Source organism: Mycobacterium sp. smrl_JER01 (genome assembly GCF_048513595.2).
Lineage (GTDB): Bacteria > Actinomycetota > Actinomycetes > Mycobacteriales > Mycobacteriaceae > Mycobacterium.
The window spans coordinates 4,684,130-4,701,698 of record NZ_JBLXXK020000001.1; the positions used below are offsets into that span (position 1 = coordinate 4,684,130).

The 17,569-nt window shown below is 67.9% G+C and carries 13 protein-coding genes; 5 read left to right on the plus strand and 8 right to left on the minus strand.

The window, feature by feature from the left end; translation table 11 throughout:
* Positions 1–110 precede the first annotated feature (110 nt).
* The gene (locus tag ACNUDN_RS21915; RefSeq protein ID WP_419123856.1) at positions 111–959 is read left to right on the plus strand and encodes an LLM class F420-dependent oxidoreductase; all 849 of its coding nucleotides are present in this window, start codon (positions 111–113) and stop codon (positions 957–959) included.
* Between the two features lie 9 nt (positions 960–968).
* Here ACNUDN_RS21915 and ACNUDN_RS21920 read toward each other — a convergent pair whose 3' ends face one another.
* The gene (locus tag ACNUDN_RS21920; RefSeq protein WP_419123857.1) at positions 969–2,507 is read right to left on the minus strand and encodes an acetyl-CoA acetyltransferase; all 1,539 of its coding nucleotides are present in this window, start codon (positions 2,505–2,507) and stop codon (positions 969–971) included.
* A gap of 147 nt (positions 2,508–2,654) precedes the next feature.
* On the opposite strand from ACNUDN_RS21920, the gene ACNUDN_RS21925 reads away from it, so the two are divergent.
* Both ACNUDN_RS21925 and ACNUDN_RS21930 read left to right on the plus strand, forming a co-directional pair.
* Complete coding sequence (locus tag ACNUDN_RS21925) at positions 2,655–3,785, plus strand: ATP-binding protein (protein ID WP_419125259.1); 1,131 nt, start codon at positions 2,655–2,657, stop codon at positions 3,783–3,785.
* Positions 3,782–4,873 carry a MarR family transcriptional regulator gene (locus ACNUDN_RS21930; protein ID WP_419123858.1) on the plus strand — a complete coding sequence of 364 codons (1,092 nt, stop codon included), beginning with the start codon at positions 3,782–3,784 and terminating at the stop codon, positions 4,871–4,873. Before ACNUDN_RS21925 ends, ACNUDN_RS21930 begins: the two co-directional genes overlap by 4 nt.
* A 72-nt stretch (positions 4,874–4,945) precedes the next feature.
* On the opposite strand, the gene sucD is transcribed toward ACNUDN_RS21930, so the two are convergent.
* Positions 4,946–5,848 carry a succinate--CoA ligase subunit alpha gene (gene sucD, locus ACNUDN_RS21935; protein WP_419123859.1) on the minus strand — a complete coding sequence of 301 codons (903 nt, stop codon included), beginning with the start codon at positions 5,846–5,848 and terminating at the stop codon, positions 4,946–4,948.
* Positions 5,849–5,863: 15 nt separating this feature from the next.
* Entirely contained in the window at positions 5,864–7,027 is a 1,164-nt protein-coding gene (gene sucC, locus ACNUDN_RS21940) for an ADP-forming succinate--CoA ligase subunit beta (protein WP_419123860.1), read from the minus strand.
* 261 nt (positions 7,028–7,288) lie between these two features.
* Between sucC and ACNUDN_RS21945 the strand changes: the two genes are divergently transcribed.
* Both ACNUDN_RS21945 and ACNUDN_RS21950 read left to right on the plus strand, forming a co-directional pair.
* The gene (locus tag ACNUDN_RS21945) at positions 7,289–8,344 is read left to right on the plus strand and encodes a M23 family metallopeptidase (RefSeq protein ID WP_419123861.1); all 1,056 of its coding nucleotides are present in this window, start codon (positions 7,289–7,291) and stop codon (positions 8,342–8,344) included.
* Between the two features lie 29 nt (positions 8,345–8,373).
* Positions 8,374–9,027: a hypothetical protein gene (locus tag ACNUDN_RS21950; RefSeq protein WP_419123862.1), complete on the plus strand. Its 654-nt coding sequence runs from the start codon at positions 8,374–8,376 to the stop codon at positions 9,025–9,027.
* A gap of 2 nt (positions 9,028–9,029) precedes the next feature.
* Here the strand turns inward: ACNUDN_RS21950 and ACNUDN_RS21955 are convergent, their stop codons facing one another.
* The 5 genes from ACNUDN_RS21955 to ACNUDN_RS21975 form a co-directional block, all read right to left on the minus strand.
* Positions 9,030–11,396 carry a UvrD-helicase domain-containing protein gene (locus ACNUDN_RS21955; protein WP_419123863.1) on the minus strand — a complete coding sequence of 789 codons (2,367 nt, stop codon included), beginning with the start codon at positions 11,394–11,396 and terminating at the stop codon, positions 9,030–9,032.
* A gap of 126 nt (positions 11,397–11,522) precedes the next feature.
* Positions 11,523–12,992 carry a hypothetical protein gene (locus ACNUDN_RS21960; RefSeq protein ID WP_419123864.1) on the minus strand — a complete coding sequence of 490 codons (1,470 nt, stop codon included), beginning with the start codon at positions 12,990–12,992 and terminating at the stop codon, positions 11,523–11,525.
* A gap of 396 nt (positions 12,993–13,388) precedes the next feature.
* Entirely contained in the window at positions 13,389–13,904 is a 516-nt protein-coding gene (locus ACNUDN_RS21965; protein WP_419123865.1) for a hypothetical protein, read from the minus strand.
* A 32-nt stretch (positions 13,905–13,936) separates the two neighbouring features.
* Complete coding sequence (locus ACNUDN_RS21970) at positions 13,937–14,908, minus strand: hypothetical protein (protein WP_419123866.1); 972 nt, start codon at positions 14,906–14,908, stop codon at positions 13,937–13,939.
* Between the two features lie 916 nt (positions 14,909–15,824).
* Entirely contained in the window at positions 15,825–17,384 is a 1,560-nt protein-coding gene (locus ACNUDN_RS21975; RefSeq protein WP_419123867.1) for a hypothetical protein, read from the minus strand.
* Positions 17,385–17,569: the final 185 nt, after the last annotated feature.

Here is a 17,569-nt window from a genome sequence, read left to right on the forward strand (position 1 = left end):
CCACCGGCGATCGGACGAGGCGTGCACCAGGACGCCGACGTCGACGCTGCCCGGCACCTCCACCGGGCCCCCCTTGCGGCCACGGATTGGAACACGTTCTAATTCTCGGTATGAACTATGGGTTGGTGCTGTTCACCTCGGACCGCGGGATCACTCCGGCGGCGGCCGCCAAACTGGCCGATGAGCACGGTTTCGAGACCTTTTACGTGCCCGAGCACACCCACATCCCGATCAAGCGGCAGGCCGCCCACCCCACCACCGGCGACGAGTCGCTGCCCGACGACCGCTACATGCGCACCCTCGATCCGTGGGTCTCGCTGGGGACCGCAGCCGCCGTCACCTCGCGGGTGCGCTTGTCCACCGCGGTGGCGCTGCCCGTGGAACACGACCCGATCACGCTGGCCAAGTCCATCGCCACCCTCGACCACCTCTCCGGCGGTCGTGTCTCCGTCGGCGTCGGGTTCGGCTGGAACACCGACGAACTGGCCGACCACAACGTCCCCCCGGGGCGGCGCCGCACCATGTTGCGCGAGTACCTGGAAGCCATGCGCGCGCTGTGGACCCAGGAGGAAGCCGAGTTCGACGGCGAGTTCGTCAAATTCGGCCCATCCTGGGCGTGGCCCAAGCCGGTGCAGGCCCACATTCCCGTTCTGGTCGGCGCCGCCGGCACCGAGAAGAACTTCACGTGGATCGCCCGCTCCGCCGACGGCTGGATCACCACCCCGCGCGACTTCACCATCGACGAGCCGGTCAAGCTGCTGCAGGACACCTGGGCCGCGGCGGGCCGCGACGGTGCCCCGCAGATCGTGGCACTGGACTTCAAGCCCGACCCCGAGAAGCTCGCACACTGGCGCGAGCTCGGCGTCACCGAAGTGCTTTTCGGCCTGCCGGACAAACCCGAGGCCGAAGTGGCCGCCTATGTGGAACGCCTCGCCGGAAAGCTCGGCGCCCTGACCTAACGTCGACGGTCAGTGCTGCCGGCGCAACACCGCCCGGTTCCCGTTAGCGGTGTGCGTGACCGTGATCTCGGCGCCCAACGGCTCTCCCTCGGTCATGAGCGCCACCAGTTCGGGGTCCTCGCTCGTGGCCATGAATCGCGAACCGTCGGCATCCAGCCGCCCGACGATGATCCCGGTGCGCACCGGCCAGTCGTGGCGCACCGAGTAGGTTTCGATGGTTGCCGTCCCTTCGGGCGACTTCGTCACCGCGACCGTGGGCCGCTCGGCCACTTCCGCGGTCAATTCCGCACTGCGCGACCTGCGCCACTCGGCCGGCTCGGCCGAGTAGATGCCGACCGAGTACTTGCTCATGATGCCGCCGTTGGCTCCGACAAAGCCGAATTGCCCTGGCCGGTCCCGCATCTGGGCGACCGTCTCGGCTATGCCGTGCAGTGAATAGCTGTTGCCGGGTCCGCCGAAATAGGGCAACCCTCCGGTCAGCGTCAGACCGCGTGGGTCGTCAGCCGCCAACCCGAGCGCCTCACAGATCACGAACACCGGGAACGGGAAGCAGCTGTAGAGGTCGAAGGTGGCGATGTCGTCGACACCGAGACCGGCGACCCGCAGCGCTTCGTGGGCCGCCGCGACCGCCGCAGGACTCGCTCCGAGATCCATCCGGTCCAGGAGGGCCTGCTCGGCGAGATCGGAGTGCCCGTGCAGATACACCCATTTCTCCTCGGGCACCCCCAGTCTGCGTGCGGCTTCCACGGAGGTGAGAACCGCGGCCGCACCCTGGTTGACGGTGTCGCGGGCGACCAGCAACCGCGGGTACGGGTCACAGATCATCCGGTTCTCGTCGGTGACAGTCTCCACCTCTTCGACCGAGCGCTCGACCGGGGAAGCCGAGAACGGGTTCTTGGCGGCCACTTTCGACATCGGCGCGAACAACTCGGCCATCAGGTGGCGATACTGCGCAACCCCGAACCCGAGGCGGGAGCGCCTCGCGTTGTCCAGCAGTCCGTACTGCACCGGTGCCCCGGTGAGCCCGTGGGTCACCGTGTATTCGTCGATGTAGTTGTAGATCTGGTGGCCGCGGTCCTCGAGCTGTCCGTCGACGTGCTCGGTGAAGTCCGGCTTGTCGTCTCGACCGGCGAAGTACTTGGCTGTCGACCCGGGCTCGGAGCCCACGATCATCACGACGTCGGCGTCGCCCGCGGCGATCAGGTTGCCGGCCTCGGTGACCAGCTTCTGCGGGCTTTGACCACCGACGGGCTCGAGCACCACCCGGGCCGGGTCGCCGCCGACCCGCTTCATCACCGACCGCGGATAGTTGTTCGACTTGCCCAATGTCGCGGGCATCGGACCCGAGATCTCGAACTGCCGCAGGCCGAACACCGTGTCGATCGCGGCGGCCACCACGGCGGCGTCACCACCGGTGTCGTCGAGCGCGGCCCGCACTGCGGCCGTTGCCAGATCCACGGCCGACATGCCGCGGTATCCGGGGTCGTCGATGCGCTCGGTGAACTGCCCCACGCCGACGATGACCGGCGTCCGTGGATCCACTGCCATATGTCCGTCCTCTCAGATACTTCGAGAGGCTAATAGAACACGTTGCAGCACTTCCACTCGGTCACGCACGACGCTACTGACGTACAACGCTCTCGATGTACAACTAGTCTGACGTACAATCTGATGATGACCTGGGAACCGCGGCCGATGTCCCTCGTGGTGGGCGGCGTCGTGCCCGTCGAGGACGTGGTCGGCCGGGTGCGGGAATCCAACGAGGTCCTGGCCTCACTGCCGCACTCCGGGGCCGTCCTGGTCGGCGACCGCAGACACGGCAAGACCTCCCTGGCCCGGCTTGTGCAGCGGATGGCGGCCGACAGCGGCGCCGTCGTCGTCTCGGTCAGTGCCGAACGCGAGACCTACCCCGAGTTCGTCGCCGCGCTGATCTCCGAGCTGGCCCGGCTCGACCCGGCATGGGCCCAGGAACTCGCCAGGATCCGGCTCACCCTGACCGCAGGACCCGTCCGGTTGGAACGGGACAGCCGAGCCGCGGCCACCCTCGACGACCTGCTCGACCGCGCCGTCCGCCGGGCAGACGGTCGCATCCTGGCGCTGTTCATCGACGAGGTCAGTGTGTTGGCACGCAATCTGGAGCGCGCCTCGGCCGGTTCCGGGGACACGTTCCTGCACCTGCTGCGAAGGGTCCGGCAGGAGAACCCCGGCCGGGTCGCCACGGTGCTCTCGGGCTCCATCGGTTTCCACCACGTGTCGACCGACGCGCCCAGCACTGTCAACGACATCCCGAAGATCGCCGTCGGGCCGATTCGCTTCGACCATGCGACCTACCTCGCCGAGTGCCTGCTGCTGGGCAGCGGCGTCCCGACCACCGACCGGCACGAGGTCGCGTCGGCGATCGCGGCGGCCGCCGAGAATGTGCCCTACTACATCCAGCACCTGGTGGCCGCCGCCGGTAAGTCCTGGCGTGACACCCAGGTGGCGCCGTACCCGGAACTGATCGACCTGTTGGTGCTGGATGCCATCGAGAGCCCCTACGACCCTTGGGATCTGCGTCATTACCGAGACCGGCTGCCGCACTACTACGGCGCCGATGCGCCCGCGATCGCCGGCCTGCTCGACATCTACGCCCATGCAGGAGGGCCGGTGGCCGTCGACACCGTGCTGATGCGTCTGCGTAGCGAGGGCAGCCCGATCCGCGACCGGGCCGTGCTGGTGTCGTTCATCGAAAGGCTCACGCTGGACCACTATTTGGTACGCAGCGCCGACGCCGACGGGTTCTCCTCGCCGCTGATGCAGCGGGCCTGGAAGGCGATGCGACGGTGACCGGGCCGGCGCTGTTCACCCCGTCGGCATCGGACACCGGCGCGCTGGAGGCCCTGACCGTCGGACGCACCGATCTGCTGGACACCCTGACCCAGCGCATCACGTCCGCGGCGCGCGACGGGTCGCGGCCCCACACCCTGCTGGTGGCGCCCCGCGGGGCAGGCAAGACACACACCCTGCTGGTCGCCGTGCACCGCGCCCTCGCGGACCCGGCGAGCGCGAAGATGGTCCTTCCGGTGATGATCCCCGAGGACTCCCTGGCGATCGGCTCCTATGCCGACCTGCTCGTCGAGATGGCTCGCGCAATCGGGGCCGAGACCGCCGACCAGGCTCGGGCGCTGCGGCGGGCGCGGGACCCGGTGGGCATCGAGACGGTGATCGCCGCGGCGGCCGCGGGCCGGATGATCCTGCTGGCGATCGAGAACCTGGACCGGGTGTTCGACGCCATCGGCGCGACCGGACAGGGCAGCCTGCGGGCGTGGGTCGAAACCTCAACGGCCGTCCTGATTCTCGCGACGTCGCCGGCGCTGTTTCGCGGCGTCTCGTCACGGGAGTACCCGTGGTACGGATCGTTCATGATCGAGACGCTGCCGGAGCTGACGGTCGAGGACGCGGCTGAGCTGCTGCGCCGTGCGGCGCAGCGACGCGGCGATACCGATTTCGACACGTTCCTGCAGTCCCCGGACGGGCCGGCCCGGGTCGCAGCCGTGCACAGGGTCATCGGCGGGACTCCACGGATGTGGCATCTGCTCGCCGAGTGCGCCGACACGCCCAGCCTCGACGCGGTGACCCCCGCCCTCGCCGCGCTGCTGGACCGTCTGGCACCGCAGTATCAGCAGCGGCTGTGGCAGTTACCCGCCGGCGAACAGCGTCTGGTCGTCGAACTGGCCCGGGGGTCGGTACCCCGTTCGGTGTCCGAACTCGCCGAGACCGTAGGGGTTTCGAATCAATCGGCATCGGCGGCACTGGGTCGGCTGGCCGCCGAGGGCTGGGTGACGTCGTCGAAGGCCGAGGGCGATCGGCGCACGTCCTGGTACGACGTCACCGACCCGCTGCTGCGCAGCTATCTGCAGCACCGCGACGGCTGAAATACCGCGCGAGCGTGCGTGTCTGTACGGATCGCGACAGTGTGTCGCGTACAGACACGCACGCCCGCGGTCTTACAGGCTCTCGAAGATCTCCCGGGCCAGTTTCGCGGTCTCCGACGGCGTCTTGCCGACCTTCACTCCGGCGGCCTCCAGGGCCTCCTTCTTGGCCGCCGCGGTTCCCGACGAGCCCGACACGATGGCGCCGGCGTGCCCCATGGTCTTGCCCTCGGGGGCGGTGAAGCCCGCGACATAGCCGACCACCGGTTTGGTGACGTTGGCCTTGATGTAGTCGGCGGCGCGCTCCTCGGCGTCGCCGCCGATCTCGCCGATCATCACGATGACCTTGGTCTCGGGATCCTTTTCGAACGCTTCGATGGCGTCGATGTGGGTGGTGCCGATCACCGGGTCGCCGCCGATGCCGATAGCGGTGGAGAAGCCGAGATCGCGCAGCTCGTACATCATCTGGTAGGTCAGCGTGCCCGACTTCGACACCAGGCCGATCGGACCCTTGCCGGTGATGTTGTTGGGCGTGATGCCGACCAGCGACTCACCCGGGGTGATGATGCCGGGGCAGTTGGGGCCGATGATGCGGGTCTTCTGACCCTTGTCGACGTTATAGGCCCACGCATAGGCGGTGTCCTGCACCGGGATTCCCTCGGTGATGACCACCAGCAGGGGGATCTCGGCGTCGATGGCCTCGATGATGGCGTCCTTGGAGAACGCCGGCGGCACGAAGGCGATCGACACATCGGCACCGGTCTCCTTCATCGCCTCGGCGACGCTGCCGAACACCGGCAGATTGACGTCCTTGCCGTCCTTATCTTGGTGCGTTACTTCAGTGCCCGCTTTGCGCGCATTGACCCCGCCCACGATCTGGGTGCCGGCCTTGAGCATCAGCTTGGTGTGCTTGGTGCCCTCGCCGCCGGTGATGCCCTGGACGATGACCTTGCTGTCCTTGTTCAGGAAGATGGACATATTTCGTTGGCTCCCTTACTTGTTGGCCAGCTCGGCGGCCTTGTCGGCGCCGGAGTCCATGGTGTCGGCCTGGATGACCAGCGGATGGTTGGCCTCGGCGAGGATGCGACGGCCCTCTTCGACATTGTTGCCGTCGAGACGAACCACGAGCGGCTTGTTGGCCTCGTCGCCGAGGATCTGCAGCGCTTTGACGATGCCGTTGGCCACCGCGTCGCAGGCGGTGATGCCGCCGAACACGTTGACGAACACGCTCTTGACCTGGCTGTCGCCCAGGATGACGTCCAGACCGGCCGCCATCACCTCGGCCGAGGCGCCGCCGCCGATGTCGAGGAAGTTGGCCGGCTTCACGCCGCCGTGCTTCTCACCGGCGTAGGCGACGACGTCCAGCGTGGACATGACCAGCCCGGCGCCGTTGCCGATGATGCCCACGGCGCCGTCGAGCTTGACGTAGTTGAGGTCGTTCTCCTTGGCCTTGAGCTCGAGCGGATCGGTGGCGTCGCGATCCTCGAACTCGGCGTGACCCGGCTGCCGGAAATCGGCGTTGGCGTCGAGGGTGACCTTGCCGTCCAGGGCCAGGATCTGATCATCCGGCGTCCGGACGAGAGGGTTGACCTCCACCAGGGTGGCGTCCTCCTCGACGAAGACCTCCCAGAGCTTGGCGATCGTGACCGCCGCGGCGTCGAGCACCTCGGCGGGCAGGTGGCCCTTCTCGGCGATCTCGCGGGCGAACGCCTCGTCGACACCCTTGACCGCGTCGACGGGCACCTTGGCCAGCCGGTCGGGCTTGGTGGCGGCGACCTCTTCGATCTCGACGCCGCCCTCGACCGAGCACATGGCCAGGTAGGTGCGGTTGGCGCGGTCGAGCAGGAAGGAAATGTAGTACTCCTCGGCGATGTCGCTGGCCTCGGCGACCAGGAGCTTCTTGACGACGTGGCCCTTGATGTCCAGGCCCAGGATGTTCTGGGCATGGGTGAACGCATCGTCAGGGGTGGCCGCGTACTTTACGCCGCCCGCCTTACCGCGGCCGCCGACCTTGACCTGCGCCTTGACCATCACCGGCTTGCCGATTTCCTCGGCGATGGCTTTGGCATCCTCGGCCGTTTCGGTCACCCGGCCGGGAGTGGTGGGAACGTTGTGCTTGGCGAACAGCTCTTTCGCCTGATACTCGAAGAGGTCCATAGACTCCGGAACATCCCTGTCTGTGAGGCTTTAAGTGGGGCCCGACGGGCTCGGGGGAACTTTATCGACCCGAGTGCCGACCGTTGGCATCGCCCACCACTCATGTGGTCGATCTCACCGGACCGCTGTTCGTGATTCAAGTCACATTCCTGGATGGATTAGAGTCTCGGGTTGCCACTCGTATTGGATTTTGGTTAACGTCCTGTGGTCTAGATAACGGTCTGATCACGACGCCTCACGACGGATTAAGGACATTTCAGGTTGCCTCAGCATCGACTGCCTCGCTCATCCGAGGCCCTCGCGGCACCTGGTCCCACCGAAGTCACCGACATCATCCCGTTCAACGAGTTCGGGGAGCTCGGCGATCTGGACAATCCGGAGTTCTTGACGCACGCGGCTTTTGACCGCGACACACAGGTCATCCACGCTCCGGAGCTCTGCGACCTGAACGACACGGACGACCTCACCCCGCTGCACCTCGCGGTGCCGACCGAGTTTCTCGCCGATCCGAGCTCCGATCGCCGGCCGTCGGCCCGCGCCTACCGCGACAGCCACACCGATGTCAGCGACGGCACAGCAAAGACCGACATCATCGACATGCGCGGCCGCAAAGGCCTGCACCGTAAGACCGAGGTGCCGGTCAGAGGCCGCCTCGTCGTCGCCGCCATGGCGGTCGGAGCAACCGCTGCCGGCGCGTACACGATGACCAACGGCGCTGCCAAGGCCCCGGCCGAGACCGTCCTCGCCGCCGACCAGACCACCCTCGGCGACGGCACCGTCATCACCGGCTCGGTCGACGGCATGCAGATCGTGTCGGTCGCCCCCGCGGTCAACTCGGCCATCCATGCCGAAGAGATCACCAAGGCGGCGGCGTTCGCCCAGGAGCGCGCCGAGCGCGAGGCCCGGCTGACCAAGCCCCAGTTCGTCATGCCCACCACCGGGGTGTGGACATCGGGATTCGGCTATCGGTGGGGCGTGCTGCACGCCGGCATCGACATCGCCAACGCCATCGGCACGCCGGTGCTGGCCGCCGCCGACGGCATCGTGATCGCCGCCGGGGCCGAAGGCGGTTACGGCAACGCGGTGAAGTTGCGCCACGCCGACGGCACGGTGACGCTCTACGGGCACAACAGCTCGCTGCTGGTCAACGTCGGGGAGCGGGTGATGGCCGGCGATCAGATCGCCAAGATGGGCAACACCGGTAACTCCACCGGCCCGCACCTGCACTTCGAGGTCCATCTCAATGGCACCGACCGGGTCGACCCGGTCGGATGGCTGGCCAAGCGCGGACTGTCCCCCGGCGGCTACGTCGGCTGAGAGGTCGGCTGAGGGCCTACCTTTGACAGGTGGCCGACGACTCCACCCAAGACACCGACTCGACCGAAGACGCCGACTCGACCGAAGATGCAGGGGCCGAAACCCGGATCCTGCGGCGTGCCCCGCGCCACACCAGCCCTCAATACGCCGGCCCCCGGTCCGTCCTTTCTGCGTCTGAGTCCTCCGCTGAGTCCGCAACCGGCATCCTCCGCCGTCACCCCACCGGAGAGCTGCCCACCGCCGTCTCAGATCCCATTACCCAGATCGTGCCGCGCGCCAAACCGACAGCTGTCGGTCCGATCCGCCCACCGCGCGTCGACTCGCGGTCGGCGATCGCCGCCGCGGTGGTGAGCATCGTCTCCGGATGGGCCACCGGCATCATCGCCACCGACCTGATCACCGGCTGGTGGGCCACCGATCCGCTGTTCTGCATCGCGATGGGCTTTCTGACCGCGGTCTCGGCCGCCGCCTCCATCAGCGGCGTGATCGCCCTACTGCTGCGCCGGCGCACCGCGCGACTGCTCGTGGTGGTTGGGGCGGTGATCGCCTTGCTGATCTTCGCCAGCCTGTTCGTGGCCGGGGCGAAGCTGCCTGCCGCGGTGTACGCCATTCCGCTGCTGCCCTTGGCGTCGATCGTGCTGACCGCGCTGCCCGCGACCGCGCGATGGAGCAGGAGCGGCTAGCTCTAGAGCTTGGCGATGGGTGCGTGATTGTGCATCAGCTTCACCCGCCCGGCGGAGCCGAAATCGATCAACGACATCGCCGACTCTCCGACTCCGGAGACCTCCTCGACCCGCCCGAGTCCGTACTTGTCGTGGGTGACGCGATCGCCGGGTTCCAGCACCACCAACGGTCGTTTTCCCGCCGCCGGACGCGTCGGCGAGGGACGGGGGGTGCCGTACCGTCCCGCGTTGCCGACGGGCGCCGAGAGCGACGCCGGCTGCTCGGTGCGTCGCCAGTCGATGAGTTCCTGCGGGATCTCCCGGAGGAACCGCGACTCCGGGTTCAGCATCGGCTGTCCCCACGAGGACCGCACCTTGGCCCGGCTGAGGTAGAGCCGCTGCCGGGCACGGGTGATTCCGACGTAGGCCAATCGGCGCTCCTCGGAGAGCTCGGTCGGGTCCCCGAGCGCCCGCATGTGCGGGAACATGCCGTCCTCCCAGCCGGTCACGAAGACCACGGGGAACTCCAGGCCTTTGGCGGTGTGCAAGGTCATCATGGTGACCACGCCGGCTCCGTGTTCGGGGATGTCATCGGCGTCGGCGACCAGCGATACCCGCTCCAAGAAGGCGGCCAACACACCGGTGTCGGGTACATCCTCGTCCTGCCGGCCCGGCCCCTCTTCAGCCCCCTGCTCATCGGCCAACGCCCTGGCGTTGGCCAGATCGATGCTGAATTCGTGTGCCACGCTGACCAATTCGTTCAAGTTGTCGAGCCGGGCCAGGTCCTGGGGGTCGCTGGAGGCTTCCAGTTCGGCGCGGTAGCCGGTACGGTCGAGCACCGTCTCGACGAGATCCCCGAGCTCGCCGTCGAGCCCGCCGCGCAGCTCGTCGAGCAGTTCCACGAAACCCTTGATGGCCTTCTCCGAGCGCGTGTTGAGCATGGGCACGTTGCCCTCGGCTGCGGCCAACAGCGCGTCGCTGAAGTTGGTTCCCGTCGACTCGGCGTACACGGCCACACAAGCCTCGGCCCGGTCGCCGATCCCCCGGCGCGGGGTGTTGAGGATGCGGCGCATGCTGACCGCGTCGCCCGGGTTGTCCAGCACCCGCAGGTAGGCGACGATGTCGCGGATCTCCTTGCGTTCATAGAAGCGCACGCCCCCGACGACCTTGTACGGGATGCCGGCCCGGATGAACACTTCTTCGATGGCGCGTGAGGAGTTGTTGGTGCGGTAGAACACCGCGACGTCGTTGTAGGAGAAGTCGCCGACGGAGTCCGACAGCGCATCGATCTCCTGGGCGACGAAGCGGGCCTCATCGTGCTCGTTGTCGGCGACATAGCCGACGATCAACTCCCCTTGACCCGCGTCGGTCCACAGCCGCTTCTCCCGGCGACCGACATTGCGGGCGATCACCGAGTTGGCCGCGTTCAGGATGGTCTGGGTGGAGCGGTAGTTCTGTTCCAGCAGAATCGTGGTGGCGTTCGGATAGTCGCGCTCGAAATCCTCGATGTTGCGGATCGTGGCGCCGCGGAACGCGTAGATCGACTGGTCGGCGTCGCCGACGACGCACAGCTCGGCGGGCGGGACACCGGCCGGATCGTCGGATGCGGTCGCGGACCCGCCCACGAGCTCGCGCACCAGTACGTACTGCGCGTGGTTGGTGTCCTGGTACTCGTCGACCAGGATGTGCCGGAAGCGGCGCCGATAATACTGGGCGATCTGCGGAAACGCCTGTAACACAGCGACTGTCTCGCCGATCAGGTCGTCGAAGTCCAGCGCGTTGGCAGCACGCAGTCGGCGCTGGTACTCCGCGTACACCTCGGCGATGATCCGGGCAAGGTCGTCGGCTGCCTCGGACGCCTCGGCCGCGGCCTGCTCCGGACCGATCAGCTCGTTCTTGAGGTTGGAGATTCCGTTGGCCAGCAGCCGCGGCGAGTGCCGCTTGGTGTCCAGACCCATGTCCTTGCCGATCATCAGCAGCAGGCGTCGTGAGTCGTCGGCGTCGTAGATGGAGAAGTTCGAGTTCAGACCGGGGAGCAGCGAGGCCTGGTTGCGCAGGATCCGTACACACGAGGAATGGAAGGTGGAAATCCACATGTTCCTGGCCCGAGGGCCGACTAAACCGACCACCCGCTCCCGCATCTCGGCGGCGGCCTTGTTGGTGAACGTGATGGCAAGCACCTGGCCGACCCCGACATCACGGGCGGCCAGCAGGTAGGCGATCCGACGGGTCAACACCGCGGTCTTGCCCGATCCGGCGCCGGCGACGATCAGCAGGGGGGTGCCCTCGTGCAGCACCGCCTGGCGTTGCTGGGGGTTGAGCCCGTCGAGCAGGTCGTCAGGTCCGGCCGCAGCTGTGGCGGCATCGTTCAGGGTCACGTTCACACTCATGTCGCACCCAAACTTACCGCCGCGGGCGGACACCCCCACCCAACCGCGCCCGCGCCCGGAGGCGGCGACCGCCGGATGAGCCGATCAGCCGGTCACCGGAGGCCGGCCCGCGATACCGGTCCGGCGTCAGTCGTCGTCCGCCCGTCCGGCAGTACCGTCAGATCCGTCGTCACCGCGCGTGCCGGCCAGACCACCCGGGCCGCCGGCACCGCCCACACCTGCGCTCGGCGTCCCGGTGCCGCCCGGCGCGTCGGGGACGGTCGCGTTGCCACCGTCGCCGCCGTCACCGCCCTGACCGGCCACCAATCCGCCGCGGCCGCCGCTGCCGCCGTTCCCGCCGATCGCGTCGCCGTCAGACTCTGCTTCTTCGTCACCGAAGACGTAGGCTTCGCCGCCGTTCCCGCCACGCCCGCCGGTGCCGGCCAGGCCCGCGGTGCCGCCCTTACCGCCGGCCCCGGCAGTGCCGGTTCCGTCCATCGGGGTCGCGTCACCACCGGCACCGCCATCGCCGCCGTTGCCCACGACGGTGTAGCCGCCGTTGCCGCCGGCGCCACCGGTGGCGTCGGCGTCGAAGTCGGGGTTGCCGTAACCGCCGTTACCACCGTCACCACCGTCGCCGATCGTGGTGGCGCCGCCGTTGCCACCGTTTCCACCGACGGCTTCGGTGCCGTCCTCGTACGCCACGGCATCACCGCCCCAGCCGCCGTTTCCGCCATTGCCGTTGAACGAGCCGCCGCCGGTGCCCCCGGTGCCGCCGTAGGCGCTGCCGTATTCGGACTCCGCGTTGCCGCCGTCGCCGCCCCATCCACCACTGCCCATGGTGGCCGAGCCGCCGCGGCCGCCGTCCCCGGCGACGGCGTCTCCGTTGAACGAGTAGGCGTCCCCGCCCCACCCGGCGTCTCCACCGTCGCCGCCCAGCAAGCCACCGCGACCACCGTTGCCGCCGCGGGCACCATCGGCGCGGGTTGCATTCGCGTCCTCGGAGTCCACCAGGTTCTCGTCACCACCCCCGTCGCCGCCGTTGCCGCCGTTGCCGAACAGGAACCCGCCCCGACCGCCCCGACCGCCGGCGGTCGCCGCGTACTTCTGGCCGGTGACCGGGTCGTAGAAGGCGTTCAGGCCGGCGCCGCCGTCACCGCCGTCACCAAACAGGAAACCGGCGTTGCCGCCGGCGTAGCCGTAGAGGCCGTCTCCGCCGTTACCCCAGAGCAGTCCTGCGCTGCCCCCGCGGCACGCGTTGCCCTCACAGTCCTCGGCGGCGTCGAGGCCGTTGCCGATCAACCACCCGCCGGGCCCTATCATGGGCCGCCACACCGGATTTGCGGACAACGCGAAGGGCGTGGAGTTTCCACCCGCGCCCAGTAACGATGCGCACTGGTCGGCGGCCGGGCTGCCGGAGAGGCAATCCGGTGCCGCGGACTCCGTCGACGCCAGCCGCACGTCCGCGGTCACCCACGTCGGGGATTCACCGTCGGTGGCGACCGCGAAAGCGACCCCCGCCCCGACCATCGCCGAGCCGAACACGCCGGCCGCGAGATACCGACCGACCGAGCTCTGCGCCGAGCGTGAAACGTGCGCGTTGCGATGTTTGGCCACTGTGCTGCCCCTCCGATTTTCGGCCCGCCCCTGGCGATGCGCGTAACGCCCGATACCCCCGGGCGAATTGAATCTAAGCTGCGGCCAGCAACGTGTCAACAGATTCCGCAAATTGCCGTAGGCGGGCTGTGTGACTTGGCCCCCGATTTACCCTCGGGTAGCGCAGAACCCTGGCGGACGAAGCGGGACGAATGCGTCCACCCTACCGCCAGCGAAGGTTAATGCCTTGTCAGAAACCGCATTCCGGCAGCACCACGATCACCGCGGGGACGGTATTCACCGCGCGCGTGCACCCTGGGATCGCCGACATATCGGCCGTACCCGTCGCCACGGAAACATTTGGTGAACGTGCCGATCAGCAAAGGAGGATTTGGGTCAGGGACTCCCCCCGGATGCCTATTCCCGCCGGCCTGCGGACTCGCGTCGCGGACGCAGACGGGACCAGTCGGCCGGCGGCGATTTCGTCGGGCCGGTGACCTCGGCGACGATCAACCCGAGACCGGCGGCCGCCCACTTGCTGATGAACGGGGAGGCGCCTTCCGGGGCCGCACCCCCACCGGCATCCAGCCAGACGGCGGTATCGACCGCAGTCACCACGACCGGACCTTTTGCCAATACGGCGACGGCGGTCTTCGCCGGGTCGGTCAGCGCGGCGAGTAGGTCGCCGTACGCGTCCTGCTCGGCACCCGGTGCGTGCCTGGTCACGACGGTGCCGATGCCGTGATTCTGCAGCAGGACCAGCGCATCCGAAACCGACACGCTGTCATCACTTTTGAGCCCGCGGTACATCTTCTTGCCCGGCTTGCTCACGCTCGGTGTGTTCATCGCCTCGTAGACGAGTTGGGCGTCCTGCGGCACTTTGCCGGTGAGCCTGCCGATGATCACCCCGACCACGCGCAAGGTGCTATCCATCAAACACCAACCCGGGCAATGCGTTCAGCGTCTCAGCGGGCCCGGTGCTGGGTCTGCTTGGTGTTCTTCTGCGAGGTCAGCGAGACCTGGTCGCGGCGCGGTTGCAGATTCTTCCACCCCGACACTGGAACAACCGGATCGGTGGGACGCACGGCGATGACGGTCAGGTAATTGCTCCTGTTCCAGGCGTCCAGGAACAGTGTGCGCGGAATCTCCCAAGCCTGCCCGAGGGGCTTACCGTTCACCAACCTGCTCTGCGCATGGTCATTGATCGTGATCATATCGGTGTCGGAGTTGTAGCCCGTGACAATGACAGCGTGGTTGGCGTTGTCACTCGACCCGGGTAGTGAACCTCGATAGTTCGGCACGGCTTGCGACCAGAGCAACTGCGCGTTGATGGCCGCGATCATCGCCTTGTCCGGGTCCGCGAGCGCTGATTTGAGCTTCTCCATCGCCTCGGCTTCGTAGTACGTGTTGTGCGAACCGTATGTGCCGTACCAACTCACATTGGAGTCAATTCCATACTGCTTCAACAATTCCCGCGCGTCTTCGTAGTAGGCCCCTTTGGCGCTGTCGCGCATCCCGCGGTACATCACCTTGCCGGCGTACTCTTGGCGGACGCTGAGCAGATTCATTGCGCGATAGACGATCTGGGCTTCAGTCGGCGCTCTACCGGTGAGCAAGCCGACCACGCCGGCCACCGACATGAGCACACAATCACCGGAATTCTGCGGCTGCCAGTACCGCGCCGCCTTGGCCGGGTCGCCGTAGATCTGCTGCAGTTCCAGGTCTCGGCGCGTCAAGGTCAGCGCACCCGCGTAGCCCACCGCCTCGGGCACGACCGGGGAGGCCGGACCGACCGGCACCACCGTCGGTTGCACGGTCACCGTACGCAGCCGCAACAACCGGCTCCGGTCTGCAGCCGCCGAGGTACGGCGGAACGCCGGTACCTGGGTGACCTGAGCCAGGTCGGGTTCGACCGCAGCGACGGGCGTAGCCGGCACCGACGATTCCGCCGAGTCGGGCCCGGCAGCCGGCGCCGATGCGCCGGGCTCGCCGCCCGACCCGCCGACAACCTGGGACGTTGACTCTTGAGAGGTGGTTTCCGGCGCGTCCGGGTGTGACGGCGATTGTCGAATACCACCGGAAGGCCGGGAGGAGCGTACCGGCTGCGCATCGTCGCCGCGGCCGTCACGGGTCCTGTCACGGTCATTCGCCTTCGGCTCGCGCGCGGGCTTGCCGGAGGGATTGTCCGAGGGTTTGCCGGAAGGCTTGTCGGACGGTTTGTCCGAAGAACCACCGGAGGACTCGGACGACCGATCGCGCGGCCCGGAGGCCGATTCGCGCGACGAGGACGAGGACGACGAGCGGTCGCGGTCACGACTCGTCGATGTCCGATCCTTGTCCCTGCCAGACGAACTCGAAGTCGACGAGTTCGACCCCGACGAGTTCGACGAGGATCCGCTGCCGTCACCCGTCGAGGCCACCGCCACAGCGGCACCGGGGCCGGCAGCGACCAACAATCCCATACCGAGGACGAAAACGCCTACGCCCGTTCGTGATCTGACTCGATCCGACCCCATCGCGAAACCCCCAACCCGACGACACGCCAGCATTGCATTCAATCGACACACTACCCGGCATACCGCGAATAGCAAACAGTTTCGCTAAGATTGCCGCAATGCGCACCAGCGGCGATTCCACTCACGCTGACGGCGCGGCATATCGACAACTGCTGATCTATACCGTTCTGAATCAACACTTTCAGCACGCACCCAGACAGCTCAGGCGCATCGCATCGTGGCCGCGCCCGGCAACTCCAGCAGGGACACACGTCGGAGCATGGCAAACTTCTGACACCCGCAGTCTCGGGCACGTTCCCGCATGTGCGGTGGGGCCACGGACACCACCGGCTCGGCGCTAGGCCGCGTCAGAGGTCCGCTCGGATCCACCCGGGTGACGGGGACGGTCATTCTGCGGCTGGTTGGCAGGATTGTCGGGCGAGTTGGTCCGCCCCGCCCAGCCGTCCTTACCGTCCGCACCGTCGTCACCCGATCCGCGGGCGCTTCCACCTTCGGCGCCCGAGCCCGCCGTGAATGTCCCGCGGCCACCCTGCCCGTTCCTCTGCGTGGGTGGAATCGCCGCGTCGCCGCCGTCACCCCCGTCACCGCCATCACCGGACCTCGATCCGCCGTCGCCGCCCACACCGCCACGGCCACCCCTGGCGTTGGAGTCCGGCGACGAATCACCGTCCTCGTCACCGAGAACGGTGCCGTCACCTCCCGCGCCGCCACTACCGCCGCTGCCGCGCCGCTCGACGTTGCCACCGCTGCCGCCGTTTCCGCCGGTGGCCGCACCGTTGACGGCACGGCCCCATCCGCCATCACCCCCGGACCCGCCGTCGCCGATCCGCGTGTCACCGCCGTTGCCGCCGTTGCCGCCGACCGCGTTTGCCTCTCCGGCCGGCAGCGCATTTCCGCCCGCGCCGCCGTCCCCGCCGTTGCCGTAGACACTGGCGCCGCCATCCCCGCCGTCCCCGCCGATGGCCACCCCGAATCCGTTGAGGTGGAAGAACGCCGAGGCGTCCCCTCCGGCCCCCCCGGCACCGCCGTCGCCGCGAACCGAGGTGCCGCCTACGCCGCCCGATCCGGCGGTCGCATTGCCGAGCGGCGCCTCCGCATTGCCGCCGTCGCCACCCGTTCCACCACTTCCCCCGGTCGAGGTACCGCCGGCACCGCCGCCTCCGGCTTCGGCGTTGCCGTTGGCAGAGAAGGCATCACCACCCCATCCGCCGCTGCCGCCGTCTCCGCCCAACCTGCCGCCCTGGCCGCCGTTTCCGCCCTGCGCACCCTTGGCGTCGTTCTCGCCCGCGGTATCCAACCTGTTCTCGTCGCGGCCACCGTCGCCGCCGTCGCCGCCGCGGCCGAAGAGCAGTCCGCCGCGGCCACCGTTGCCGCCGATGGTTGCTTCACTCGTCCGCTCTTGGGCGATCAGGTCATACTCCGCGTCGAGACCGTTGCCACCTCGTCCGCCGTTACCAAACAGGAATCCGGCGTCACCACCGTCCCAGCCGTACCGGCCGTCTCCACCATTGCCCCACAGCAGGCCGCCATTACCACCGCGGCACGCTGCGGCCTCGCAATCCTCGGCGGCGGTGAGACCGTTGCCGATCAGCCAACCTCCGTTGCCGAACATCGGTCGGTACCACTGCGCATTAGCCGCCGCCAGCGCCGGCGGGGTCGGCGCTCCGCCGGCACGCAGGTTGATTCCGCAGCCGCTCGTACCGGAGTCGGTGTTGAGACAGTCCGGCGGGGCCAACGGGAGCATCGACTCCGTGGACACCAACCGCACTTCGGTCACTGCCGAGTCCGGCGCCTCCAATGTCGCGCCCCAGGCCACGCCGACACCTACCGCGGCGGATCCGAGCACCCCGACTGCGATCCGGCGACGGATCGAACCAGCATCTACCTGCTTAGCCACTTTGCGGACCCCCCTGCAGGCGGCGCGCCCCGATCCCCGACTGCCCCTGCTCAAAAGCCATGATGTATGCGGACGGAAATAAATTAAAGCGAGCCCAGCAACATGTCAAGACTCGCTATCAAAATTTATGCTTCGCCGCCCGCTGCCCAATTCACACCTCGGGTCTATGGACTATTCACACTCGG

Coding starts and splice junctions, on each gene's coding strand:
- ACNUDN_RS21915 (WP_419123856.1), top strand. CDS start 111: ATGAACTATGGGTTGGTGCTGTTCACCTCGGACCGCGGGATCACTCCG.
- sucD (WP_419123859.1), bottom strand. CDS start 5,848: ATGTCCATCTTCCTGAACAAGGACAGCAAGGTCATCGTCCAGGGCATC.
- ACNUDN_RS21955 (WP_419123863.1), bottom strand. CDS start 11,396: ATGAGTGTGAACGTGACCCTGAACGATGCCGCCACAGCTGCGGCCGGA.
- ACNUDN_RS21920 (WP_419123857.1), bottom strand. CDS start 2,507: ATGGCAGTGGATCCACGGACGCCGGTCATCGTCGGCGTGGGGCAGTTC.
- ACNUDN_RS21965 (WP_419123865.1), bottom strand. CDS start 13,904: ATGGATAGCACCTTGCGCGTGGTCGGGGTGATCATCGGCAGGCTCACC.
- ACNUDN_RS21925 (WP_419125259.1), top strand. CDS start 2,655: ATGTCCCTCGTGGTGGGCGGCGTCGTGCCCGTCGAGGACGTGGTCGGC.
- sucC (WP_419123860.1), bottom strand. CDS start 7,027: ATGGACCTCTTCGAGTATCAGGCGAAAGAGCTGTTCGCCAAGCACAAC.